General features: G+C 72.0%; 14 protein-coding genes and 1 riboswitch. Of the genes, 8 read left to right on the forward strand and 6 right to left on the reverse strand.

All coding sequences use genetic code 11. The features are described 5' to 3' along the window. Positions 1 to 29 precede the first annotated feature (29 nt). Positions 30 to 1,094, reverse strand: a complete 1,065-nt coding sequence (locus ACTMVF_RS20555; RefSeq protein WP_441272529.1) for an NlpC/P60 family protein — start codon at positions 1,092 to 1,094, stop codon at positions 30 to 32. 521 nt (positions 1,095 to 1,615) lie between these two features. Here ACTMVF_RS20555 and ACTMVF_RS20560 point away from each other — a divergent pair. Beyond that, positions 1,616 to 1,969 (forward strand): hypothetical protein, encoded by a 354-nt coding sequence (locus tag ACTMVF_RS20560; protein ID WP_441272530.1) that lies wholly within the window; start codon positions 1,616 to 1,618, stop codon positions 1,967 to 1,969. A 459-nt stretch (positions 1,970 to 2,428) separates the two neighbouring features. Here ACTMVF_RS20560 and ACTMVF_RS20565 read toward each other — a convergent pair whose 3' ends face one another. After that, entirely contained in the window at positions 2,429 to 3,595 is a 1,167-nt protein-coding gene (locus ACTMVF_RS20565) for an NlpC/P60 family protein (protein ID WP_441272531.1), read from the reverse strand. Positions 3,596 to 3,603: 8 nt separating this feature from the next. After that, positions 3,604 to 3,757, reverse strand: a riboswitch (cyclic di-AMP (ydaO/yuaA leader). 408 nt (positions 3,758 to 4,165) lie between these two features. On the opposite strand from ACTMVF_RS20565, the gene pcrA reads away from it, so the two are divergent. Then, positions 4,166 to 6,652 carry a DNA helicase PcrA gene (pcrA, locus tag ACTMVF_RS20570; RefSeq protein WP_441272532.1) on the forward strand — a complete coding sequence of 829 codons (2,487 nt, stop codon included), beginning with the start codon at positions 4,166 to 4,168 and terminating at the stop codon, positions 6,650 to 6,652. A 60-nt stretch (positions 6,653 to 6,712) separates the two neighbouring features. Here pcrA and ACTMVF_RS20575 read toward each other — a convergent pair whose 3' ends face one another. Then, positions 6,713 to 8,215, reverse strand: a complete 1,503-nt coding sequence (locus ACTMVF_RS20575; RefSeq protein ID WP_441272533.1) for a M23 family metallopeptidase — start codon at positions 8,213 to 8,215, stop codon at positions 6,713 to 6,715. Between the two features lie 309 nt (positions 8,216 to 8,524). Beyond that, the gene (locus ACTMVF_RS20580; RefSeq protein WP_441272534.1) at positions 8,525 to 9,385 is read right to left on the reverse strand and encodes an esterase/lipase family protein; all 861 of its coding nucleotides are present in this window, start codon (positions 9,383 to 9,385) and stop codon (positions 8,525 to 8,527) included. Between the two features lie 647 nt (positions 9,386 to 10,032). Here ACTMVF_RS20580 and ACTMVF_RS20585 point away from each other — a divergent pair. Beyond that, positions 10,033 to 10,455, forward strand: a complete 423-nt coding sequence (locus ACTMVF_RS20585; protein ID WP_301997542.1) for a cobalamin B12-binding domain-containing protein — start codon at positions 10,033 to 10,035, stop codon at positions 10,453 to 10,455. Between the two features lie 89 nt (positions 10,456 to 10,544). On the opposite strand, the gene ACTMVF_RS20590 is transcribed toward ACTMVF_RS20585, so the two are convergent. Beyond that, on the reverse strand, positions 10,545 to 12,206 hold the full coding sequence (locus ACTMVF_RS20590) for a DUF5691 domain-containing protein (RefSeq protein ID WP_441272535.1): 1,662 nt from the start codon (positions 12,204 to 12,206) through the stop codon (positions 10,545 to 10,547). 169 nt (positions 12,207 to 12,375) lie between these two features. Then, positions 12,376 to 13,731: an SWIM zinc finger family protein gene (locus ACTMVF_RS20595; protein ID WP_441272536.1), complete on the reverse strand. Its 1,356-nt coding sequence runs from the start codon at positions 13,729 to 13,731 to the stop codon at positions 12,376 to 12,378. Between the two features lie 166 nt (positions 13,732 to 13,897). Here ACTMVF_RS20595 and ACTMVF_RS20600 point away from each other — a divergent pair, with 166 nt between their 5' ends. The 5 genes from ACTMVF_RS20600 to ACTMVF_RS20620 all read left to right on the forward strand — a co-directional run bounded on the left by ACTMVF_RS20600 (position 13,898) and on the right by ACTMVF_RS20620 (position 23,425). Beyond that, a complete protein-coding gene (locus tag ACTMVF_RS20600; RefSeq protein ID WP_441272537.1) occupies positions 13,898 to 15,028 on the forward strand; it encodes an ATP-binding protein in 1,131 nt (376 codons plus the stop codon). Between the two features lie 607 nt (positions 15,029 to 15,635). Then, the gene (locus tag ACTMVF_RS20605; protein ID WP_441272803.1) at positions 15,636 to 18,251 is read left to right on the forward strand and encodes a DUF5682 family protein; all 2,616 of its coding nucleotides are present in this window, start codon (positions 15,636 to 15,638) and stop codon (positions 18,249 to 18,251) included. Between the two features lie 157 nt (positions 18,252 to 18,408). Beyond that, positions 18,409 to 19,572 carry a VWA domain-containing protein gene (locus ACTMVF_RS20610; protein WP_441272804.1) on the forward strand — a complete coding sequence of 388 codons (1,164 nt, stop codon included), beginning with the start codon at positions 18,409 to 18,411 and terminating at the stop codon, positions 19,570 to 19,572. Between the two features lie 550 nt (positions 19,573 to 20,122). Next, on the forward strand, positions 20,123 to 20,968 hold the full coding sequence (locus ACTMVF_RS20615; RefSeq protein ID WP_441272538.1) for a hypothetical protein: 846 nt from the start codon (positions 20,123 to 20,125) through the stop codon (positions 20,966 to 20,968). Positions 20,969 to 21,244: 276 nt separating this feature from the next. Next, positions 21,245 to 23,425, forward strand: coding sequence for a hypothetical protein (locus tag ACTMVF_RS20620; protein WP_441272539.1), 2,181 nt, complete (start codon positions 21,245 to 21,247; stop codon positions 23,423 to 23,425). Positions 23,426 to 23,460: the final 35 nt, after the last annotated feature.

A 23,460-nucleotide genomic window follows, 5' to 3' on the forward strand; every position in this document is an offset into this window, starting at 1 on the left:
GGCAGCGCTCCCGGTCCCGGCTCACTGGCTCACACCACCCGCGTGGCCCCCGCGAACGGCATCTCGTCGAGCGGGGCCACCCGGACCGGTGCGGACGGGTTCGGGGCGTGGATCATCTGGCCGTTGCCGATGTAGAGACCCACGTGGCTGATGCTGGAGTAGAAGAACACCAGGTCACCCGGGAGCAGTTCGGCGCGGGAGACGCGGCGGCCGGCGTCGATCTGGGCGTAGGTCGTGCGGGGTAGGGAGATGCCGGCCGAGCGGTACGCGGCCTGAGTGAGGCCGGAGCAGTCGAAGGCGTCCGGGCCGGTCGCGCCCCAGACGTAAGGGCTGCCGATCTTGGTGTGAGCGTAGGAAATCGCGGCTGCCGCACGGGAGTTGGGCGCCTGCGCGGTAGCGGGGCCGGGGGCCGTCAGGGCGTCGCGGGTGCCCGTCGAGGAGCGTGCGGCGCGGGGTGCGCCGGCTGCGCCCGCCCCGAGCCGGGCCCGCTCCTCGGCGGTCAGTCGGGCGAGCAGGCTTCGGGCCTTGTCCAGCTTGCCGGTGATCGTGTTCTTGTGGCGTCGCAGTTCGGCCTGGCGGGTCTTCAGGGAGGTCAGCTCGACGCGTGCGGCTCCGCGCAGCTGCTCGATCTCGCGGAGTTGCTCACGGACGCTCGCGACGGACGCCGCCTGACGGTGGCCGGCGCGTTCGGCGAACTCCGCTCCGTCGAGGTACCGGTCGGGGTTGGCGGAGAGCGCGAGCTGGAGGGACGGGTCGAGGCCGCCGTCGCGGTACTGCGCGGCCGCTATCGAACCCAGTGCCTCCCGCGCCGAGTTGAGCTTCTCCGTCTTGCGCGCGGCCTCGTCCTGCAGTGTCCTGATCCGCCGTTCGGCCGTGTCCGCCTTCTCCTTCGCGCCGTTGTACTTCTCGGTGGCGACCTCCGCCTCCTGGTACAGCTTGTCCACCTTCGCCTTGACCTGCTCCGGTGTCAGCTGCGGCTCGGCGTGTCCGGTCCCGTCGAACCCCGTCGCCGCGCCCGCCAGGGCGATCGTCCATGCCGTGCGGGCCGTGTTGCCGCCGGCCGAGCGCTGACGGGGCTTGCGGTGCGCTGCCACGTGGACTGCACGTCCTTTCGTACGACCGCCTACGACCGCCTCGTCCCGTACGGGCGCCTGGGGGAGCGGCCGTAGGACGCCGGGGGGTGCCGGGGGGCGGGTTGCGCGTCCGGCGACGGCCCACACAGGGGGAGCGGGTCGCCGCCGGACTTCCTCGGCGGTGGTGTCCGACTGCCGCCCCTGGCCCGGGCGGCGGTGGGGAGCCGGTCACCTGGTGGAGGACGCTAAACCTCGCTGTGTCGGGTCGGTAACGCGTTGTACGGAAGTGCCGGGAGCGGATCGCGGGATGACCGTAAGTGAGCGTGATCCCGGCCTGGGGGCGTCGTGTTCACGCAGTGTGGTGACCGATGTGGCGGTTTCCGGGGTCGTGGGGGTGACGGGGTGTTATGGGCCGCCCGCATATATGCAAGATCGGTAGGGCGGCGGGTGTGGGCGTGGGTGTGGGGTGGGTGGAGGTGCGTGGAGTACGTCGAGTGGGGCGGTGTCGGGTGGTTGTCCGGCGCTCATTAGGCTCCGGCTCCATGGACGTACTCATCCATTTCTTCGTCGGCCTGCACATCATCGGGATCGCCGCGCTGCTCGGTGGTTTCTTCACCCAGATGAAGGCGATGGGCCAGGGCACCGCCCGGTTCGTCCCCGCGATGCTGCACGGCGCGCTGACCATGCTGGTCACCGGGGTGATCCTCGTCGGCCTCAATCAGGCGGACGATCAGTCCGTCAACAACATCAAGATCGGCGTGAAGCTGGCGCTGCTGATCGTGATCCTCGGACTCGTCTATGTGAAGCGGGACGACGAGACGGTGGACAAGAGTCTGTTCGGAGTGGTGGGGCTGCTGACCACGGCGAACGTCTTCATCGCTGTGTTGTGGACGTGATGTTGGAGTCGGGGGGCGGTCCGGGGGCGTGTGCGGTGTAGGCCCGTAGGGCGGCTGCGGTGGCCGCCAGCCATGCCGTCACCGCGAGCCACGCAGTGCCTCGCCGGGGCTTGAGCTACGGGACGTCCATGGTGGCGACGGCGGCGGCCTGTGTGGGTGGGGGTGCGCGTCGGGTGCCTGCGGCGCCTGTGCCGGTTCGGTGGGGGGTGCGGGTAGCGCCTTGGGTTGCGTGGTGGGTCGGGGCCGTGCCGGGGGGTGTCCGTCCTCGGTCGGGCGGTTGGCGTTGGGCGGGAGGTGCCGTGTCTTGACGCCCGACTCTGCGGGCGGACACCCCCCGGCACGTCCCCTTCCCGCCGTACGCGAGTGCGGCGCCGTGCGCCGGTGGCTCTCACGCGCGCGTGTCGGAAGTGCGCCACGCGCGCGTGCGGGTCGGAAAGTGCGCCACGCGCGCGTGCGGCGTCAGGCCGGGCGGACCACGCTGTGGATCGACGACTCCCCGTCGTAGTAGATCGACTCCTCGCGGACGTAAGCGCCGGGCTTCGGGGCGTGGATCATCATGCCGTTGCCGATGTAGATGCCCACGTGGGTGACGTCGTCGTAGAAGAAGATCAGGTCGCCGGGCTGGGCGTTGGAGAGGGAGACCGTGGTGCCGGCGTTGACCTGGTCGTAGGTGACGCGGGGGATGTCCACGCCGGCGGCCTTCCAGGCGGCCTGGGTGAGGCCGGAGCAGTCGTAGGAGTCGGGGCCGGTCGCGCCCCAGACGTACGGCTTGCCTATCTGGGAGCGGGCGAAGGCGAGGGCCTTCTCGGCCTTGGTGGCGTACGAGGAGTCCGACGCGGACGAGTCCGAGGTGCTCGAGTCGGACGGCTGCTCGGTGCTCTCCTGCTGCTGGGCGGCCTCCTGGCGTTGACGCTCCGCCTCTGCTTGCTGCCGGGCCAGCTCTGCGGCCTTACGTGCGGCCTCCTCCTGCTTGCGCTTCTCGATCGCGGCTAGGCGTGCCTTTTCTTCCGCCGTCAGCTTCGAGAGGAGTTCGCGTGCGTCGGCGAGCTTCCTTTGGACGGTGGTCTTGGCGGTCTGCAGGTCGTTCTGCGACTCGGTGAGCGTCTCGAGGCTCTGGGTGGCCTCCTGGCGCTTCTTCATCGTCGCGGACTGCTGCGTGAAGTAGTCGTCGACCGCTTCCTTCTGACGGCCGGTCATACGGTCCATCAGCTGGGTCTGGTCGAAGTAGTCCTGCGGGGTGTCCGCGAGGAGGAAGGTGGCCGTGTCGGGGGCGGTGGCGCCGGTGCGGTACTGGGCGGCGGCGTTGCGACCGAGTTCCTCGCGTGCGTCGTTGAGCTTCTGGGTGCGCTGGGCGACGTCGTCGAGGAGGGTGTCGACGCGCTTGCGCTGCTTCGCGGTCTTCTCCTTGGCCGCGTTGTACTTCTCGGTGGCCGACTCCGCCTGGCGGTAGAGGTCGTCGACCTTCTTCTCGACCTCTTCGAGGCTCGGCTTGTCGTCTGCCGAGGGGCTCGCGTTGGCCGTCTGGGACAGCAGGGCCACGGAGGTGAGGGCCGCCGTGGCGAGGGCGGGGGTCCGTATGCCTGCTACGCGCGTACCCGCGGGACGCGACTTGCGGTGCGACGCCAAGGGAGGCGACTCCTTCCGTACTCCGCCTACCGAGTTAGCTGTCGGGTTCGGGCGGGTGGTCCGGAAGGGTTGCCCTACGGCCTGTCCCTGGGCGGGATCGGGCCGATTCACCCCAAGTTCGGTGGGTCCCCGGCTCCGGCAGCGCGGCGGCGTACCGGACTCGGCGGAGGCCGCGCGGCCCGGCGACGTTCGCCGGAGGGGGTCGTACGGCCTGTCCGGCACGGTAGCCAACTCGTGTGGCCCCTGTGAAGGTTGATGTTCGATATGCCCGATACATTTTCGTGACCTTGAGTCAGGGCGTTGCGGACTGTGGTGGATGTGGGTGGGTGTGTAGGGATTTGCGATTTTTGGGTGGAGCGTTGAGTTTGGGTGGTTCCGGGCTTATGGGGTGTCGGGACTCTCGGCGGGCGGGGTGCGGGTTTTCGGTCGATTGCGGACCGTGACGGGAAGGGTGAGGAGGGTGAGGGGGCGGGGGAGGGGGTGGATCTGGAAGATCATCCGGTGTTGAAACAGGCGATGTTCTCGGGGTGGCCGCGGGCTGTCAGTGGGGCGCCCTAGACTCGGAGAGCGATGAGCAGCCTCTTTGACGACAGCTTCCTGGCGGACCTCCAGGCCCCACGCGGCCACGAGGAAGAACTCCCGCCGCCGCCCGAGGACGATCACACTCCGGAGCCGGTTCCGGACGATCTGTTCGGCGGGAAGTTCGACGTGCCCCCGGACCGGGACGCCTACTACCGCGACGGCGCCCCGCGCCCGGCCATCGACGCGGCCGCGCTGCTGGAGGGGCTGAACGAGAACCAGCGTGCGGCCGTCGTCCACGCCGGCGGCCCGCTGCTCATCGTGGCCGGCGCCGGGTCCGGCAAGACGCGGGTGCTCACCCATCGCATCGCCCACCTGCTCGCCGAGCGGAATGTGCACCCGGGGCAGATCCTCGCGATCACCTTCACCAACAAGGCCGCGGGCGAGATGAAGGAGCGCGTCGAGCAGCTCGTCGGCCCGCGCGCGAACGCGATGTGGGTGATGACCTTCCACAGTGCGTGCGTGCGCATCCTGCGGAGAGAGAGCAAGAAGCTCGGGTTCACGTCTTCTTTCTCGATCTACGACGCCGCCGACAGCAAGCGGCTCATGGCGCTCGTCTGCCGGGATCTGGATCTTGACCCGAAGAGGTTTCCGCCCAAGTCCTTCAGCGCCAAGATCAGCAATCTGAAGAACGAGCTGATCGACGAGGAGGACTTCGCCGCTCAGGCGACGGACGGTTTCGAGAAGACCCTCGCCCAGGCCTACGCCATGTACCAGTCGCGGTTGCGGGAGGCCAACGCCCTCGACTTCGACGACCTGATCATGACGACGGTCAACCTGCTGCGCGCCTTCCCGGACGTCGCCGAGCACTACCGCCGGCGCTTCCGCCATGTGCTGGTGGACGAGTACCAGGACACCAACCACGCGCAGTACGCCCTCGTGCGCGAGCTCGTCGGGACCAGCGAGCACCCGGTCGACGTACCGCCCAGCGAGGACGACATCCCGCCCGCCGAGCTGTGTGTGGTGGGTGACGCCGACCAGTCGATCTACGCCTTCCGCGGCGCGACCATCCGTAACATCCTCCAGTTCGAGGAGGACTACCCGGACGCGACGACCATCCTGCTGGAGCAGAACTACCGTTCCACACAGACGATCCTGACCGCCGCCAACGCGGTCATCGAGCGCAACGAGTCGCGCCGCCCCAAGAACCTGTGGACCAACGCGGGCGCGGGCGCGCGTATCACCGGCTATGTCGCCGACACCGAGCACGACGAGGCACAGTTCGTCGCCGACGAGATAGACCGACTGACCGATGCGGGGGACGCGAAGGCCGGCGACGTCGCCGTCTTCTACCGTACGAACGCCCAGTCCCGTGTCTTCGAGGAAGTCTTCATCCGCGTCGGGCTGCCCTACAAGGTCGTCGGCGGGGTTCGGTTCTACGAGCGCAAGGAGGTCCGGGACGTCCTGGCCTACCTGCGGGTGCTGGCCAATCCCGAGGACTCCGTGCCGCTGCGGCGGATTCTGAACGTGCCCAAGCGGGGCATCGGTGACCGTGCCGAGGCAATGATCGATGCCCTTTCACAGAGGGAGAAGATCAGCTTTCCGCAGGCGCTGCGGCGCGTGGACGAGGCGTACGGCATGGCCGCGCGGTCGACCAATGCCGTCAAGCGGTTCAACACGCTGATGGAGGAGCTCCGTACGATCGTCGAGTCCGGCGCGGGACCGGCGACCATCCTGGAGGCGGTGCTCGAACGCACCGGCTACCTCGCCGAGTTGCAGGCCTCCACCGACCCGCAGGACGAGACCCGGATCGAGAACCTCCAGGAACTTGCCGCTGTGGCACTGGAGTTCGAGCAGGAGTCGGAGGAAGGAGAGGCGTCCGGTGGGCTCGCCGCCTTCCTGGAGCGGGTTGCCCTGGTCGCCGACTCCGACCAGATTCCCGATGAGGACGAGGACGGCTCCGGCGTCATCACCCTGATGACCTTGCACACCGCCAAGGGCCTGGAGTTCCCGGTCGTCTTCCTCACCGGCATGGAGGACGGCGTCTTTCCGCACATGCGTGCCCTCGGCCAGGCCAAGGAGCTGGAGGAGGAGCGGCGACTCGCCTACGTGGGCATCACGCGCGCGCGTGAACGGCTTTATCTGACGCGGTCGTCGATGCGGAGCGCGTGGGGGCAGCCGTCGTACAACCCGCCGTCCCGCTTCCTGGAGGAGATCCCGGCGCAGCACGTGGACTGGAAGCGCACGGGCGCGTCCGCGCCGGTTTCCTCCGGCCCGGCCTCCGGTGTGGCCGCCTCGCTGTCCTCGTCCCGCTCGCGCTCCGCGGCCTCGGGCGCATCCGGTTTCGCCACGCGCCGTACCTCGGAGAAGCCGGTCGCCCAGCTGGCGGTCGGGGACCGGGTCACGCACGACCAGTTCGGGCTCGGCACCGTGATGGCGGTCAAGGGCACGGGTGGGAACGCCGAGGCGACGATCGACTTCGGGGACACCAAGCCGAAGCGGTTGCTGTTGCGGTACGCGCCGGTGGAGAAGCTCTAGCACCGACAAGTGTGCGCCCCCGCTGCAGGGCGGGGGCGCACGGGGAAGTTGTCGGGTCGCTTACGTCGGGTTGATTCCGTGGCTGCGCAGCCAGGGAAGCGGGTCTATGGCTGAACCGCCACCCGGCCGTACCTCGAAGTGCAGGTGCGGGCCGGTCGAGTTGCCGGAGTTGCCGGAGTACGCGATCGGGTCGCCGGCCTTCACCGTCGTACCGGAGGCGACACGGTAGCTGGAGAGGTGGCAGTACCACGTCTCCGTGCCGTCCTTCGCGGTCACGATCATCATGTTGCCGTAGGCGCTGTTCCACTGCGTCCGGACGGTGCCGTCGGTCGCGGCCATCACCGTCGTGCCGTACGAGACGGGGAAGTCGATGCCGGTGTGCACGGACATCCAGTTGATGCCGGCCTGGCCGTAGTAGGCGCTGAGGCCGTGCTGCGCCACCGGAAGGGCGAACTTGGGGCGCAGCCGCTCCTTGCGGGCCGCCTCCTCCGCCGCCTTCTTCTTCTCGGCCACCTGCTGGGCCTTGAGGTCGATGCGCTCCTGCGTACGGCTGGCCCGGTCGGCGAAGTCGTCGGCGCCTGCGGAGAGGCTCTCGAGCTGGGTGTCCAGCTTGTTGTTCGCGGTGGACGGCTTCACGGCCTGGCTGTCCGAGGCCGTCGTCGCCGTGTCCTGGTCGTCGGTCGTCAGGGTGCCGACGGAGGCGGCGGCGATCCCCGCGACGCCCATCACACACGCCGAGGGCACGGCGACCGTCAGCAGCGCGGAGCGCTTGGGGGGCGTACGGCGGCGGGAGCGGGAGCCGCTGCGGGAGGCGGCGCGTGGGGAGGGGGCCGGAGTGGACTCCTCCTGGCCGTCGAGGAGCGGGGCCGCGGCGGGGAGGTCACCGGTGGCGCTCAACTCGGCGTCATGCTGGGCGGGATCGCCGTACGAGGCGGGGTCGTCGTACGGCGCGGGGGCCGCGTGGTCGATCTGCTCGAAGTGCGCGGTCGCCTGCTGATCGAAGGATTCTGCTGACTGCTCGTATTCGTCGGCTGCGTGCCCGGTGGTGCCGGTGTCGCCGTCGGAGTTCCACTGCGTGGCGTCGTACGCCCCGGTGTCGAAGGCCTGCGTGCCCCATTCCCACTGCTGGGTCTGGTCGGCCGGGGCGCCGGACTGGTCGGGCTGGAGCCAGTTGCTCGCGTCCCAGTGGCCGGAGGTGTCGTGGCCGGTGGCCTGCTGCGGGACGAAGGGGAGCCGCTCGTGTTCGGCCGTCCAGGCCGTGGTGTCGTACGCGCCGGTGTCGTAGGCGGCGTGGTGCTGGGCCGCGTAGGCGTCGTAGTTCACGGTGTGGTGGTTGCCCGTGGACCACTGCGTGGTGTCGTACGCGCCCGTGTTCTCGCCGGGAAGGCTGCCGAACAGGGGGTCCGCGTCAAAGGTCGGGGCGGCGGGGGCGTGGTCGGCGGCGCTGAATTGAGTGGCGTCGTAGGTGCCGTAGCTGGTGGAGTCACCGTAGTGGGCTTCCTGGGCGCCGTACGACGCGTAGTGCGCCGAGGTGGCATCGGAAGCCGCAGCCGGGGAGGTCATGGTCCCCGACGGGTGACGATCGTTCACCAACTTCTCTCTCGCCTCGACAACAGGGGCTGCCAGAGCAGTGCGGCGACTGTACCCGGCGGTACGCGGGCACGACAATCTTCGGCAGGTTTCGCGCGCGAAGGAAACGGGCATTCGGCCGTGTTTTGGCGGACTGTGGGCGCGAGTTTGGCCTTGTGTTCGAAGATTGTTCGATGTCGGTGGGCTGTCCTGGGGCTGTGAGCCGAGTGTGAGTCGGGTGTTGGGGGCTGTTGTCGGGGTCGTCGCGGGCGCCGTGTCGCGGGAGCTGTCGAGGGGCGGCGGTCACGCCACCGTCAGGCCGTCGGCCTGTGCCGCGGTTTCCGCTCCTGGCTGTGCGGTGTCGAGGGCCTGCCGTATTCCGGTCGCCACGGCGGGGTGCACGGGCAGGGCGAGGTGGCCGATGCCGGTCACGCGGACGTTCTGTGCCATCAGGTCCGGGTGGTCGATGCAGGCCGTCTCCAGCGGGTCCATCAGATGGTCGAGGTCGCTCCAGAAGCTCACGAAGTGGGTGCGGCAGCCGGGCGCGGGCCTGGTCAGTTCCTCGAGGACCGGTGAGCCGGGGCGCATTTGACGCACGATGGGATGCGCGTTCGCCAGGGGGACGACGCGGGTGCCGGAGTGCGGCGTGCCGAGCGTGACGAGCGTGCGGACCCTGCGGTCGCCGCCGAGACACTGCACGTAGTAACGCGCTATCAGCCCGCCGAGGCTGTGCCCGACGATGTCGACCTGCCTGCTGCCGGTGCGCTCGCAGATCCCCTCTATATGCCGGCCGAGCAGTTCGGCGGCGGTGCGGATGTCGCAGGTCAGGGGGGAGTAGTTGAGCGACTCGACCTGGTGCCTGCCGTGCTGGGCGAGGCTGCGGCGCAGCAGGACGAAGACCGAGCGGTTGTCTATGAAGCCGTGCAGCAGGACGACGGGGGGTTTGGTCTCCGTCGGCAGCTGGGCGGTGTCCCGTGTGGGGAGTGCGGGGGTGGTCCGGCGCTCCTGGGTGATGCCGGAGGGGTACAGGAGCAGGTGTCCGGCGAGGATCGCGATCTCCAGCGCGGTCGCCTTCAGCAGAGCCAGGGAGAGGCCGGCGAGTCTGCTCGGGAGCAGGCGCTGGCAGAGCGGAAGAAAGGGGAGTGCTGCCCCGGTGACCTTCATGGCCGACCTCCTTGCGGCACGCAGGAGGACGGCTTCGGCCCCCGTGTGCCCTCGTGGGAAGTCGCGGCGGAGGTGGCCGGCGGGGCATGAGGAGATCGCGGGGGGTGAGCGAGGCGCGTGGCGAGAGCCAGTCCTGTCGGCCAGGGTGCGCCGAAGACCTGGCGGGGCTCCCTGCCGGTGTGACGACGAGGCCCCCCGCTGTCGTGCCTTACCTGCCCTGCGTGCCCTTCGTGCGACCGTCGATGCGCCGCGCCGCCACGGCGCGCGGTCTGCGGCGCGGTGGTGCGGCGACCTCGTTGCGGCTCCCGTTGCGCGTGGTTCCGCTGCGACGCGGGTACCGCAGGCTGCTGCGGCCCGTGTGCCGCAGAGATATGGAACGGTGCGCGGCGAACGTGTCCCACCGTGTGATTTCCCCCTCGGTCTGCACCGCGAAACTGCCGGTTGCGGGATGCTGGAGATAACGTTCGTTCACTTCCTCGGGCAGCGTGGCCCGGGGCATCCGTGCCGTCGTGGCGCGTCCGGTGCGGTGAGCAGCGGAAAAGTGCCATACGCGCACCATGTATGGGATGTGTTGTTTGTGCGGCATAACTCATACATGAGCGGTACTTGTCGGTACGGATGGATGTAGTCGCTTCATGGAGGCAGTGATGGGTGTGGCAGCCGGTCCGATCCGCGTGGTGGTGGCCAAGCCGGGACTCGACGGCCACGATCGGGGGGCCAAGGTCATCGCGCGGGCACTGCGCGACGCCGGTATGGAGGTCATCTACACCGGCCTTCATCAGACTCCGGAGCAGATCGTCGACACCGCGATCCAGGAGGACGCCGACGCGATCGGCCTGTCCATCCTCTCCGGCGCCCACAACACCCTCTTCGCCGCCGTGATCGAACTCCTCAAGGAGCGCGACGCGGAGGACATCCTGGTCTTCGGCGGCGGCATCATCCCCGAGGCGGACATCGCCCCGCTGAAGGAGAAGGGCGTCGCGGAGATCTTCACGCCCGGGGCCACGACGCAGTCGATCGTGGACTGGGTGCGGGCGAACGTACGTCAGCCGGCTGCCTCCGGCGGTTGAGCCGACTTCCGGTGCGGGCCGGTGGGGGTGACCGTCTCTGAGGGCTGCCGCCCCCAGACTCCCGCTTCGGCCCTGAACCGGCCTCGTCCTCACGTGCCGGACGGGCCGAGTGGTTCCAGCTCCTCGATCATGGCCGCCCGCAGCCGCAACGTCGTGGCCAGCCGCTGGAACGCCTCCGCCCAGTACCCTCCGGCTCCCGGCGACGCGTCCTCCGACTCGTCCGGCACCGCCTGCAGGCCGTCGAGGCGGCTTGCCTCGGCCGGGTCGAGGCAGCGCTCGGCCAGGCCCATCACTCCGCTGAAACTCCATGGATAACTCCCCGCGTCCCGCGCGATGTTGAGCGCGTCGACCACCGACCGCCCGAGCGGCGCGGCCCACGGCACCGCACACACCCCGAGCAGCTGAAACGCCTCGGACAGACCATGCGTCGCGATGAATCCGGCGACCCACTCGGCCCGCTCGGCGGAACCCAGCGTGCCGAGGAGCTTCGCGCGCTCGGCCAACGACACCGCTCCCGGACCGCCCGCTTCCGGAGCCGAGGGCGACCCGAGCAGCGCCCTCGCCCACTCGCCGTCCCGCTGCCGTACCGCCGCCCGGCACCACGCCGCGTGCAGCTCGCCCTGCCAGTCGTCCGTCACCGGCAGCGCCACGATCTCCTGAGGTGTGCGCCCGCCGAGCCGCCCCGGCCACGTGCCGAGCGGCGCCGCCTCCACCAACTGGCCGAACCACCACGACCGTTCACCCCGCCCGGCCGGAGCCTTGGCCACGACCCCGTCGCGCTCCATGCCCGCGTCGCACTCGTGCGGCGCCTCGACACTGATCGCCGGCGTCTTTCCCGTGTGGTCCAGCGCCACGCACGCCCCGGCGCGCACCGCCATCCGCGCGGCGAGCGCCGAACCCGGCAGTGCCGAGAGCAGCTCGGCCGCCGTCGCCCGGACATTGCGGCTCCGGTCGGTCAGCGCCTGCTCCAGGAACGGCTCGTCCTGCGGGCCCAGCCCGGTCCGCAGCGAGTCGAGGAACATCAGCCGGTCCTCTGCCCGCTCCGTGGCCCATGTCGCGGTCAGCAGCTCGCGGGCGGCGGCGGGCTCACGGGCGCGTATCGCGGAGAGAAGGGAGACCCGCTCGGCGAACAACCCCTCCTGCCACAGCCGTTGGATCCTGGCCGAGTCCTCGAGGTGCGGCAGTGCCGCGCCCCCGCCGGGTGCCGCCCGCAGGGCGAACCGCCAGTCCGGGTTCAGCCGGGCCAGCCACACCGCCCTCGGGCCCGCGAACGTCAGCGCCGCCGGCCGTAGATCCGTGCGCCCCCGCGCCGCGTCCAGCAACGCGGGCAGCGACTGAGGGGGTGGAGCGAAACCGCGGTCGTTCGCCGTCGCGAGCCACTGGGGCAGCAGCTCCATGAGGTCCGGTGCCGTGCCTCTGCGGCCGCCGCCCGTCGCGCCGGGGCGGTCGGCCAGCAGCATCGCCAGCCTGCGCGCCGCCGCCGGGGGCAGCTTCGGCCGTGGGTCCTCGGGGGCCGGCTGCGGACGCTGCGCCGCTCGCGCCGGCCGCAGTCCCGCCCGCCGCCGTACGGTCTCCACGGCCGCCGCGTCCAGCAGCCCCGCCGGCGCCTCCCGGCCCGGTGCGCAGCCCGGGGGTGTACGCCGGTCCGTGCCGAGCAGCGCCGCGGTGACGAGTTCCTCCCAGGCGCCGGGCGAGGGTGAGTCCACGGTTCCCGGTGCGGGCGAATCCAAGGGGACGGAGGGGCTGTTCATGCGGTTCCTTCCGGTCTTCCTGGGTGGTGGGTGCTGGCTGCCATGGAGGGGGGCGGGGTTTACGCGCGACTGGGGCCGGCCTGACGGGTGGGACGTACGGCGAGGGCGGCGGGGGCCGGGTCGGCGGGCGTCGCTCGGTTCGTCTCACGGTCTGCGCGAGACGCGCCGCTCAGCACAGTTGCACCGCATCTCCCGCCCCCTCCGGCCAGGCCGTCAACGGGGTGAAGCCACGGTGGCCGCACTCGCCGAACACCTTGACCGGCGCGCCGCCCGACAGCGCGACCAGGCGCCACAGGCCGGGGCGGGCGCGGGCGGCAGGAGTGAGCGGCAGTGCCGTGTCCGCGTCGGCATCCGCCAGCTGCCACGAGCCGTCGTCCGGGGTCGGTATGACCCGGTCCAGGGTCACCGGGACGGAGTCCAGCCACGGGTCGTCGCGGAGCGCCTCGCCGTAACGGGCGGTCGCCTCGGTCGTCGTCACACCCGGCGGCCGTATCGCCGTCGGAGCGGGCGGTGCGAACTGCTCGCCCAGAGCCGCCCGCAGCTGCCCGGCGCCCGGGTACGCGGCCACCTCCGCCTCCAGGGCGAGCCCCACCGGCAGCGCCAGCTCCGGGGCACGGCCGGCGGCGCCATAGGAGAGGAGCAGTGCGGTGCGGTGCGAGTCGGCGCCGTACAGCCATATCCGGCGCGTCGTCAGTTTGGTGTCCGACGTGTCGTACTGGGCGAGGACCAGCCAGCGGTCCCGCACCGGCGGGCTGTCCGCCGAGGCGGGCAGGCCGATGCGGGAGCGGACCGTGGCCGCCAGGCCGTCGGGCAGCCGCTCACGGCCGAGCCAGCCTTGGTCGAGGAGGTGCAGAAGGGCGCACTCCTCCAGCAGGCGTACCGGCCAGCCCGGACCGGACGCGGGGATCGCCCCCAGGTCCCGCACCCGCGCGGCCAGTCCGGGGGCCTGGGCGTCGACCATGCGGGCCGCCGTCTCCTCCCACGGGCCGTACCCCGTCTGTTCCGCGCCGGCCAGGCCGCCGCGCAGCAGGTCCGCCAGGCGCTGCTCCAGCTCTGTCGCGCCCGCGGTGACCCGCATGGCCCGGCGCTCCGCCCTGCGCCGTGCTGCCTCCGGATCACCGGACCCGGAGGCGGAACCGGACGCGCCCGCTGTCCGCTTCTCTTCGGTGCGCTGCCTTCTCCCCTTTATCCACTGCTCCGCCCAGTCCGGCGGCTGCCCCGGCGACACCGCCCTTTCCCCGCCCGCCCAGAGGAGCAGCAGCCCGAGCGCGTGCTTGCACGGGAACTTCCGGCTCGGGCAACTGCACTTGTACGCGGGCCCGGATGCGTCCGCGATGTCGATGACCGTCTGATACGGCTTGCTGCCACTGCCCTTGCACAGCCCCCACACCGTCCCCTCGTCGGAACTCCCCGCCTCGGACCACGGCCCCGCCGCGCCGAGTTTGCTTCCCGCTTTGCGTGACGCGGTGTCAGGCGCCAGTGCCAGCACCTGGTCCGCGGTCCAGCGCACCCCCTGCTGAGTCATGCCATCGAAGGTAGATCCCACCACTGACAATCGGCCGGGGCCGAGATCCCTGGAACGGGCTTGCGAGCGCGTTTGTGCAGGTCGGAACGCATTGTCAGTGGCGTGGTGCAACGTGGATGCCAGATCCGAAACGGCTGAACCGGCCGAGCTGGAGGGGGACTTTGCCATGCCTGTGTCCGTAGAACCGACATCCGTCGCAGCAGGGGAGACGGAACCGGCCGAGGCGTTGCGGCCGCACGCCGAGGACTCCTTCGCCCATGAACTCGCCGCGCTGGCCGCGCAGGACGACCGTCCGCGCCCGGCGCGCTGGAAGCTGTCGCCGTGGGCGGTGGCCACGTATCTGCTCGGCGGCACGCTGCCGGACGGCACGGTGATCACACCGAAGTACGTGGGCCCGCGTCGCCTGGTCGAGGTCGCCGTCACCACGCTCGCCACGGACCGCGCCCTGCTCCTGCTCGGCGTGCCCGGCACCGCCAAGACCTGGGTCTCCGAGCACCTGGCCGCGGCGGTCAGCGGTGACTCGACGTTGCTGGTCCAGGGCACGGCGGGCACGCCGGAGGAGGCGATCCGCTACGGCTGGAACTATGCGCAGCTGCTCGCGCACGGGCCGAGCCGTGACGCCCTTGTGCCCAGCCCCGTCATGCGGGCCATGGCGGAGGGGATGACGGCGCGGGTGGAGGAGCTGACCCGGATTCCCGCGGATGTGCAGGACACGTTGATCACGATTCTGTCGGAGAAGACGCTGCCGATACCTGAGCTGGGGCAGGAGGTGCAGGCGGTCCGCGGTTTCAACCTCATCGCCACGGCCAACGACCGCGACCGTGGCGTCAACGACCTCTCCAGCGCCCTGCGCCGCCGCTTCAACACGGTGGTGCTGCCGTTGCCGGAGAGCGTGGAGGCCGAGGTGGACATCGTCTCCCGTCGGGTCGACCAGATCGGCCGCTCCCTCGACCTGCCGGCCGCGCCCGACGGCATCGACGAGATCCGCCGCGTCGTGACGGTCTTCCGCGAGCTGCGGGACGGGGTGACGTCCGACGGCCGCACGAAGCTGAAGTCGCCGAGCGGCACGCTGTCGACGGCGGAGGCGATCTCCGTCGTCACCAACGGTCTGGCACTGGCCGCCCACTTCGGCGACGGCGTGCTGCGATCCGGCGACGTGGCCGCGGGCATTCTCGGCGCCGTCGTCCGCGATCCGGCGGCGGACCGGACCATCTGGCAGGAGTACCTGGAGGCGGTCGTGCGTGAGCGGGACGGCTGGACGGACTTCTACCGGGCGTGCCGGGAGGTGAGTGCGTGAACGACGACCTTGGGTGGGGGCGGCCTGGTGGGGGATCAAAGGAGGGCGGATCGAAGGCGGGTGGGTCAACGGCGGGCGGATCGGTGGTGGGGAGTTCGGTGGCGGGCGGATCCGTGGCTGAGGGGCCGGTGGGGTCGGTGTGGTGAGGCGGGGGGACGACGCCAGGTGGGCGCCTGTGAGGGCGTGGCCGGTGTCCCGCTGGGGGCGGCTTGGGGGTGGTGATGCGGGGTTTCGTTGGGGGCTGTGGTGTGGGCGGTTCGGACGCCGTGGTGTGGGGCGGCTCGGTCAGGTGCTGTGGGGTGGATTGGGGCACGTGGTGCGGTGCGCGGCCGGAGTGGTGCTGAGAGGCGCAGGTCGCGGTTGCGGGGATGAGTTGGTGTCCGGCGGTGTGGTGATGGCGGTCCTGTGACCGTGTGGCACTGAGGGGTCGGGAGGGCGTCCGGTGAGGACATGTGGTGGCAGTGGAGGCGAGGGGGACGGTGTGACAGGCGTTGACGAGGTGGGGAGCGGGGGCTTGGAGGCGAGCGCCCCGGGGGCGGGCGGCTTGCCGGCGGCGTGCTCGGACACCTCGGCTGCACCCGCTTCGGCATCGAAGCCGCCGGGACCGTTGCTGCTCGGCGTGCGGCACCACGGGCCGGGCTCGGCGCGGGCCGTGCGGGCGGCGCTGGACGCGGCCCGGCCGCGGGTCCTGTTGATCGAGGGGCCGCCGGAGGCAGACGCCCTGATCCCGCTCGCCGCCGACGAGGACATGCGACCGCCCGTCGCGCTCCTTGCTCATGCCGTGGACGAGCCCGGCCGCTCGGCTTTCTGGCCGCTGGCCGAGTTCTCCCCGGAGTGGGTCGCGATCCGCTGGGCCCTGGAGCACCAGGTCCCGGCCCGCTTCATCGACCTGCCGGCCACGCACACGCTGGCGTGGGGCAGGCAGGACGAGACCCCGCTCGATGCGGGGGCCGGCGAGGGTCGGGACGCGGAGCCGGGCGCCGACGCCCAGCCGGGGACCGAGGGCGGCGGCCAGGAGGGCGGGGTGGCTGACGCCGGTGGCGAGCCTCGTGCCGATGTCCGGGTCGACCCCCTCGCCGTGCTCGCCGATGTCGCCGGCTACGACGATCCCGAGCGGTGGTGGGAGGACGTCGTCGAACACCGGGGAGCGGGGGACGGGGACGCGTTCGCGCCGTTTCTCGGGCTCGAAGAGGCCATGGGGGCGTTGCGGGAGGCGTACGGCAGCGGGGGGCATGAGCGGGATCTCGTGCGGGAGGCGTATATGCGCCTTCAAGTGCGGGCTGCTCAGCGCGAGTTCGGAGACGCGGTGGCCGTGGTGTGCGGGGCGTGGCATGTGCCCGCGCTGCGGCGGAAGAGCACCGTGGCCGCCGACAAGGCGCTGCTGAAGGGGTTGCCCAAGGTCAAGGCGGACATGACATGGGTGCCGTGGACGTATCGCCGGTTGGCTCGGGTCAGCGGGTACGGGGCAGGGATCGACTCGCCCGGATGGTACGGGCATCTCTTCGGCGCGCCGGACCGGCCGGTCGAGCGGTGGATGACCAAGGTCGCCGGGCTGCTGCGGGACGAGGACCGGATCGTGTCGTCGGCGCATGTCATCGAGGCGGTGCGGCTGGCGGAGACGCTCGCGGTGATGCGGGGGCGGCCGTTGCCGGGGCTGAGTGAGACGACCGACGCGGTGCGGGCGGTGATGTGCGAGGGCTCGGACGTGCCGTTGGCGCTGGTGCAGGACCGGCTCGTGGTGGGGGACGTGCTGGGGGAGGTGCCGCGGTCGGCGCCGGCGGTGCCGTTGCAGCGGGACCTCGACCGGATGCAGCGTCGGCTGCGGCTCAAGCCGGAGGCGTTGGAACGGGAGTTGGAGCTCGACCTGCGCAGGGAGAACGACGCCGAGCGCAGCAGGCTGCTGCACCGACTGCGGCTGCTCGGCGTGGCGTGGGGGGAGCCGGCCGCGTCGCGGGGCAGTACGGGGACGTTCCGGGAGACGTGGCGGCTGCGGTGGGAGCCCGAGCTGTCCGTGCGGGTCGCGGAGGCGGGGGTGTGGGGGACCACCGTGTTCGCCGCGGCGACCGCCAAGGCGGAGGCGGACGCCGTCGCCGCGCAGGGCCTGGCGGACGTCACCGCCCTCGCCGAGCGCTGCCTGCTGGCCGAACTGCCGGACGCGCTGCCCGCGGTGATGCGGATCCTCGCGGACCGTGCCGCCCTCGACGCGGACGTCGGCCATCTCGCCCAGGCCCTGCCCGCGCTGGTTCGCTCCCTGCGGTACGGCGATGTGCGCGGCACGGACACCGGAGCGCTCACGGAGGTCGCCGCGGGGCTCGCCGAGCGCGTCTTCGTCGGCCTGCCCCCGGCCTGCGCCGCCCTGGACGCGGACGCGGCCGAGGAGATGCGGCGCCATGTGGACGCCGTGCACGGGGCGGTGGGGTTGCTGGGCGACGCGGTGGCGTCGGGGCCGGTCGCGGGAAGCGGGGCATCCGCGTCGGGTGGGGGCGCGCTGGGTGAGGTGTCCGCATCGGATCGGGGTGCCCAGGGAAAGGCCGCCGTTGCGGTCCACGGCGACCTGCGCGAGCGGTGGCACAGGGTGCTTCGGGTGCTGTCCGTGCGGGACACCGTGCCCGGTGTCGTCCGGGGGCGTGCCGTACGACTGCTGCTGGATGACGGGGAGTTGGCGCAGGACGAGGCGGCGCGGCTGATGGGGCTCGCGTTGTCGCGGGGGACGCCGCCGGGGGACGCGGCCGCGTGGATCGAGGGGTTCGTCGGGGGCGGTTCCGGTGGCGGGATGCTGCTCGTCCATGACGAACGGCTGCTCGGGTTGGTCGATGCGTGGCTGACGGGAGTGCCGGCGGAGGCGTTCACGGACGTGCTGCCGCTGCTGAGGCGCACCTTCTCGGCGTATGAGCCGGGAGTACGGCGGACCTTGGGCGAGCTGGTTCGGCGCGGGCCGGGGCAGCGGGGGAGTGCGGGGGCCCGTGGCTCCGGGATACCCGGCTTCGCCGCCGAGCTCGACCTGGAGCGGGCGGACGCCGTGGTGCCGGTGGTGCGGTTGCTGCTGGGGCTGGACCGCGTGGGGGAGAGCGTCGAGAACGAGCTCGGTGAGAGCGACACCGGGGAGAGCGATATTGAGGAGGGCGACGTCGGGGAGGGCGACGTCGGTGAGAACGACCGTGGTGAGAACGACCTGGGCGGGAACGATTCCGGCAAAGACGACCTTGTGGGGGCGACGGGATGACGACTGACTGTGTGACGGAGCCGAGGGAGCGGGGCGGAGTGGTGGGGGCCGGCAGGCAGGCGCATCCATCTCCGGTCCAAGGCGGGCCGTCGACGACGACTGCGCCGGTGATTCCGGTGATCCCGTTGTGGGAGCGGCCTCGCATCGGAGCGTGCCGATGACGAGCGAGGCGATGGATCCGGCCCGGGAGCGGCTGCGGCGGTGGCGGATGGTGCTGGGCGGGGACGACGCCGACGGCACCGGGTGTGCGCTCTCCGGGCGGGACGCCGCGATGGACGGGGCGCTGTCCGCCCTGTACGGCAAGGGGGACAAGGCGCAGTCGGGGAGAGACCGTTCGGCGGGGCTCGGGGCGTCGGCGCCGTCCGTGGCGCGATGGCTCGGGGACATCCGGACGTACTTCCCGTCGTCCGTAGTCCAGGTCATGCAGCGGGACGCCATCGACCGGCTGGGGCTGAACACCCTGCTGCTGGAGCCGGAGATGCTGGAGGCCGTGGAGGCGGACGTGCATCTCGTCGGCACGTTGCTGTCGCTCAACAAGGCGATGCCGGAGACCACGAAGGAGACGGCAAGGGCCGTCGTGCGCAAGGTGGTCCAGGACCTGGAGAAGCGGCTCGCCACCCGTACCCGGGCCACGCTCACCGGCGCGCTCGACCGCAGCGCCCGTATCAATCGGCCACGTCACCACGACATCGACTGGAACCGGACGATCGCGGCCAACCTCAAGCACTACCTGCCGGAGTACCGGACGGTCGTGCCGGAGCGGCTCATCGGGTACGGGCGGGCGTCGCAGTCCGTGAAGAAGGAGGTCGTCCTCTGCATCGACCAGTCGGGGTCGATGGCGGCGTCCGTCGTGTACGCCTCGGTCTTCGGGGCCGTGCTGGCCTCCATGCGGTCCATCAGCACGCGGCTCGTCGTCTTCGACACATCCGTCGTCGACCTCACCGATCAGCTCGACGATCCGGTCGACGTCCTGTTCGGCACCCAGCTCGGCGGCGGCACGGACATCAACCGGGCGCTCGCGTACTGCCAGTCGCAGATCACCCGGCCCGCGGAGACGGTGGTGGTGCTGATCAGCGACCTGTACGAGGGAGGGATACGGAACGAGATGCTCAAGCGGGTCGCCGCGATGAAGGCGTCGGGGGTGCAGTTCGTGGCGCTGTTGGCGCTGTCGGACGAGGGAGCGCCCGCCTACGACCGGGAGCACGCTGCCGCGCTCGCGGCGCTGGGCGCACCGGCTTTCGCCTGTACGCCCGACCTGTTCCCGGACGTGATGGCGGCGGCCATCGAGAAGCGGCCGATTCCAGTGCCGGACATGGTGTGAGGAGGCGGTGTGATGCGGGGGCGTGATGCGGCGGCGTGAGGGGGCGCAAGGGCGCGGAACGGCTGGTGATTTGTCGACCTGGTGACGTCCGACTTGGGCCAGCAAAAGGGACATGAGGCGCATCGGGCACGGGGGGCTTGCGCAACCGCGGGAGAGCCATGCGAGTATCGGACACCTGTTCAGCGGTGCGCCGCGCTCCGCTCGTCCGTACCGCGTCGCATCGACTCGCTGATCATCACGCGTACTTCGCTGCACCCCACGCGTACTTCGCTCCGTCGCACGGGAGGACCGTCGCCCCTTGACCTGGCCAGCCGCTCTGCCGGGTGCCGCTCTGCGCGTCGTGCGCATGGCGGCCGGGCGGCGTGCGCTGCAGGCGGTGCTGTTGGTGGGCGGTCTGTTCGTGCTTGGGTTCCTCTGCGGAGAGCGGGCGTATGCGGCTGACGGGGTGTCGGTGAGCACTGGGTCCGTCTCATCCGCGTCACCTGCGTCGTCCGGGTCGTCAACCTCGTCTGCGGCGTCAACCTCGTCGGCCTCGTCCGCCTCGTCAACCTTGTCCGCATCCTCCGCCGATCTCCGGTCGGCGACGGAGAGTGCCGTCGAGGGCCTGGTGGCCGTACCGGCCAAGTCCGGCGTTCGCGATGAGCCGACCGCTCCGGCCAAGCCGGCAGCTCCCCGGCATCCGGCGCCTCAGGACCAGGCACCCCTGGGCCGGCCGGCCGGCGACGTCGTGCGGACAGTGACCGAAGGCCTGACCGAGCGGCTGGCCGGCGTGCAGGCGAAGGTGCCGCCGCTGGGGTCGCTGCCCGACCTCCCCGACCTCCCCGACCTGCCCGCGCTGCCCGCCCTGCCGACCGCGCCCGAATCGCCCGCGTGGCCGAGCAGTCCGGGGCTGGAATTCCCCGGCCTGCCAGGGCTTCCCGGCACGGAACTTCCCGGCACCCACCTCCCCGGCACCAACCTTCCCGCTCTGCCCGCGGCGCCCGGACAGACGTTGCCCGCGCCCGTCACCGGGACGCCGCAGTCGGGGTCCCCGGCGCCCGGGTCGGGTGAAGGGCGCGACGGTGAGGGGCGGCGTACCGGCAAGGAAGCGGCGAGCGTCGTCTTCGGCCCCCGGTTCGTTGCTGAGGTCACCGCGTCCCATGCCCCGGTCGCCGACGGCGCGCACCGCGACGCGACCTCCGGCTACGCCCCCGCCCGACCGGCGCCGGTCGATCACCCGGGCGGTGTGCTGGGCAACCGTTCGGCGGGCGACAGCGGTACGTCGCGGCACGGTGACGCGCACGCCGTCTCGCTGAGCCAGCGGGCTCCGCTGCGGCTGGTGCCCGGCGCCGCCGCCCGCGTCGACGCGGACGAGATCCAGGACAGGCACCGGGACATTCCGGTTTCCCCCGCATAGGCCAGTAGGCCGGCCCTCCCCGCCGTAGACCTGCCGCGCGGGGGCGGAAACAGGTCTGCCCGCCCGTCCGGACACCCCCCAACTTCCGGATGTCCCCCCGACATCCCCCGGACGGAATCCGCTGGAGCCGTACCCGGTCCCGCTGGTCCTCAACTCCCCGGACCGCGACCGCAACCGGCACCGCAATGTCCCCAACCGTCCGAAGCCCCGGAGCGCTTCACCACTCCGTTCCTCCGGGACCTTCGGAGCCCCAAGATCTAGGGATCCGACGCACGCATGAACAAGAACATCCGCCGTTCGATCGTCATAGCCGCCGGTGTCACCGGCGCCTGGGCGCTCGGTTCGGCCGCCGCCAGCGCGGACGAACTGCCCGCCTCCACCCTCTCCGTACCGGACACCACCACCGACGCGACCGCCGCGGCCGACACCGCCGACGACCCCGGCCTGCTCGGCGCCGTCACCGGCACCGTCAACGGCGTCGTCTCCGACGTGACCGACACCGTCTCCGGCGTCACCGACGGCGCCACCCGCACGGTCACCGACACAGTCACCGACACGGTCGACGACACCGCCGGTACGGCCCGGACGGCGCCCGCGAGCGCCGCCGAGCAGGCCCGCCGTTACGTCGACGCCAAGGTCACCGTCCCGTCCGCAAGCCAGGCCACCAAGGCGAAGGGGGCCGCCCAGGTCATCCAGGGCGCCAAGGCCGCCCGCGCGGACAAGGCGGCCGCGCACGCCGAGGCCCACCTCTCCGCGGGCGCCGCCGATGCCGTCACCGACATCCGGAACGCCGCCCAGGACGCGCCGGGCGCCCCGGACGTCCCCAGCTCCATCGACTACCTCTTCGGCCCCCTCGCCGCCTTCGCCCCCGAACTGGAGAAGGCGCTCGCCGCAGCCCAGACGAAGCTGCAGGGCACGCAGGCGGCGGCCCGTTCGCAGGCGCAGGGCGTCGAGGGTGTCGTACGGACGAAGGCGGAGTACGCCGTCGCGGGCGCGGGCCGCACCGCAGCGGGTGCGCAGGGCGCCGGACAGGCCGCCGTCGCCTACGCCGACAGCAGGACCGCGGGCGCGGCAACGACCGCCAAGTCCACCGCCACCGGCACGGCCACCGCCGTCAGGACGGCCGCCGAGGCCTCCGTCTCCGCCGTCCCCAGCCACGTCACCGGCACGGTCGGCGGCGTCGAGCAGCGGGTCGTCGGCACGGTCAGCACCGTCCCCGGCACGGTCACCCCGGTCGTCGAGCAGACCGCCGACGCGGTCGTCCCGCCGCTCGCCACCGAGGCCGTCAACGGCGTGTTCCCGGTTGCCGGTCACGCCGCCGAGGGCGTCGCCCCGGCCGCCCAGCACGCCGTCGCCGGTGTCGCCCCCACCGCAACCCACGCCGTGGCCGGGGTGACCCCCGTCGCCGGGAACGCGGTGGCCGGCGTCCAGCCGGTGGCCGCCGGTGCGGTGGCCGGGGTCACCCCGGTCGTCGGCCAAGCGGTGGACGGCGTCGTGCCGGTTGCCCAGGGCGCAGTCGCCGGGGTCGCCCGGACCGCCGGGCACACGGTCGACGCCGCGACGGCGCTGGCGTACGGCGTCGTCGCCGACGTGCAGCCCGTGGCCGGCCAGGCCGTCGCCGGCGTCCAGCCGGTGGCCGCCGGTGCCGTTCAGGGGGTTCAGCCGGTCGCCGGCGGGGTCGTCCAGGGCGTGCAGCCGGTGGCCCACGGCGCGGTGGGCGACGTACAGCACTTCGCGTACGGCACCGTCGCCGACGTACAGCCCATCGCCTACGACGCCGTCTCCGACGTGCAGCCGGTCGTACGGGGCGTCACCGCGGACGTGCCCCCGTACGCCACCGGTCTGGCCGGCCAGGTCACCGCCGACGGCACCGGTGCCGTCCTGCCGCCGGTCGCCGGCACCGCCGTGCACGGTGTCGCGCCGGTCGCCGAGCAGGCCGTCCGGGACGCGGGCGCGCTGGCGTACGGCGTGGCCGGCGACGTCCGGCCGTTCGCGGGCGGTGTCGTCGGCGAGGTCGACCCCTTCGCGCACGGGGTGGCCGAGCAGGCCGGGCCCTTCGCCGAGGGCGTCACCGAGCACGTGCAGCCGTTCGCGTACGGCGTCACCGGCGCCGTCCAGCCCGTCGTCGACACGGTCATGGACACCGTCCAGCCGGTCGCGCAGGGCGTCGGTGGCAGCGCCACGACGTTCGCGTACGGCGTGGCGGGCGACGTGCAGCCGTTCGCGGGCGGTGTCGTCGGCGAGGCCGACCCCTTCGCCCACGGCGTCGCCGGCCAGTTCGGGCCCTTCGCCGGGGACCTGACCGGCACGGTCCAGGGCTCGGCCGGCCCGCTGGCGGGCAACGCCGTCGCCGGCGTGCAGGGCGTGGCCCACGCGGTCACCCCGGGCTACGCGCAGGACACCCGGGCCGCCCACGCGGCACAGGACCTGCACTACGGCAGCCCGTACGGCATCTGATCCCCGTGGCACCCGGGTCACCCAGGTGACCCGAG

This window comes from Streptomyces sp. SD31 (genome assembly GCF_052068475.1).
Classification (GTDB): domain Bacteria; phylum Actinomycetota; class Actinomycetes; order Streptomycetales; family Streptomycetaceae; genus Streptomyces.

What these genes read in the sequence shown, in the direction of transcription:
- ACTMVF_RS20560 (WP_441272530.1), top strand. Translation starts at nt 1,616, where the DNA reads ATGGACGTACTCATCCATTTCTTCGTCGGCCTGCACATCATCGGGATC.
- pcrA (WP_441272532.1), top strand. Translation starts at nt 4,166, where the DNA reads ATGAGCAGCCTCTTTGACGACAGCTTCCTGGCGGACCTCCAGGCCCCA.
- ACTMVF_RS20575 (WP_441272533.1), bottom strand. Translation starts at nt 8,215, where the DNA reads ATGACCTCCCCGGCTGCGGCTTCCGATGCCACCTCGGCGCACTACGCG.
- ACTMVF_RS20580 (WP_441272534.1), bottom strand. Translation starts at nt 9,385, where the DNA reads ATGAAGGTCACCGGGGCAGCACTCCCCTTTCTTCCGCTCTGCCAGCGC.
- ACTMVF_RS20585 (WP_301997542.1), top strand. Translation starts at nt 10,033, where the DNA reads ATGGGTGTGGCAGCCGGTCCGATCCGCGTGGTGGTGGCCAAGCCGGGA.
- ACTMVF_RS20590 (WP_441272535.1), bottom strand. Translation starts at nt 12,206, where the DNA reads ATGAACAGCCCCTCCGTCCCCTTGGATTCGCCCGCACCGGGAACCGTG.
- ACTMVF_RS20595 (WP_441272536.1), bottom strand. Translation starts at nt 13,731, where the DNA reads ATGACTCAGCAGGGGGTGCGCTGGACCGCGGACCAGGTGCTGGCACTG.
- ACTMVF_RS20600 (WP_441272537.1), top strand. Translation starts at nt 13,898, where the DNA reads ATGCCTGTGTCCGTAGAACCGACATCCGTCGCAGCAGGGGAGACGGAA.
- ACTMVF_RS20610 (WP_441272804.1), top strand. Translation starts at nt 18,409, where the DNA reads ATGACGAGCGAGGCGATGGATCCGGCCCGGGAGCGGCTGCGGCGGTGG.
- ACTMVF_RS20620 (WP_441272539.1), top strand. Translation starts at nt 21,245, where the DNA reads ATGAACAAGAACATCCGCCGTTCGATCGTCATAGCCGCCGGTGTCACC.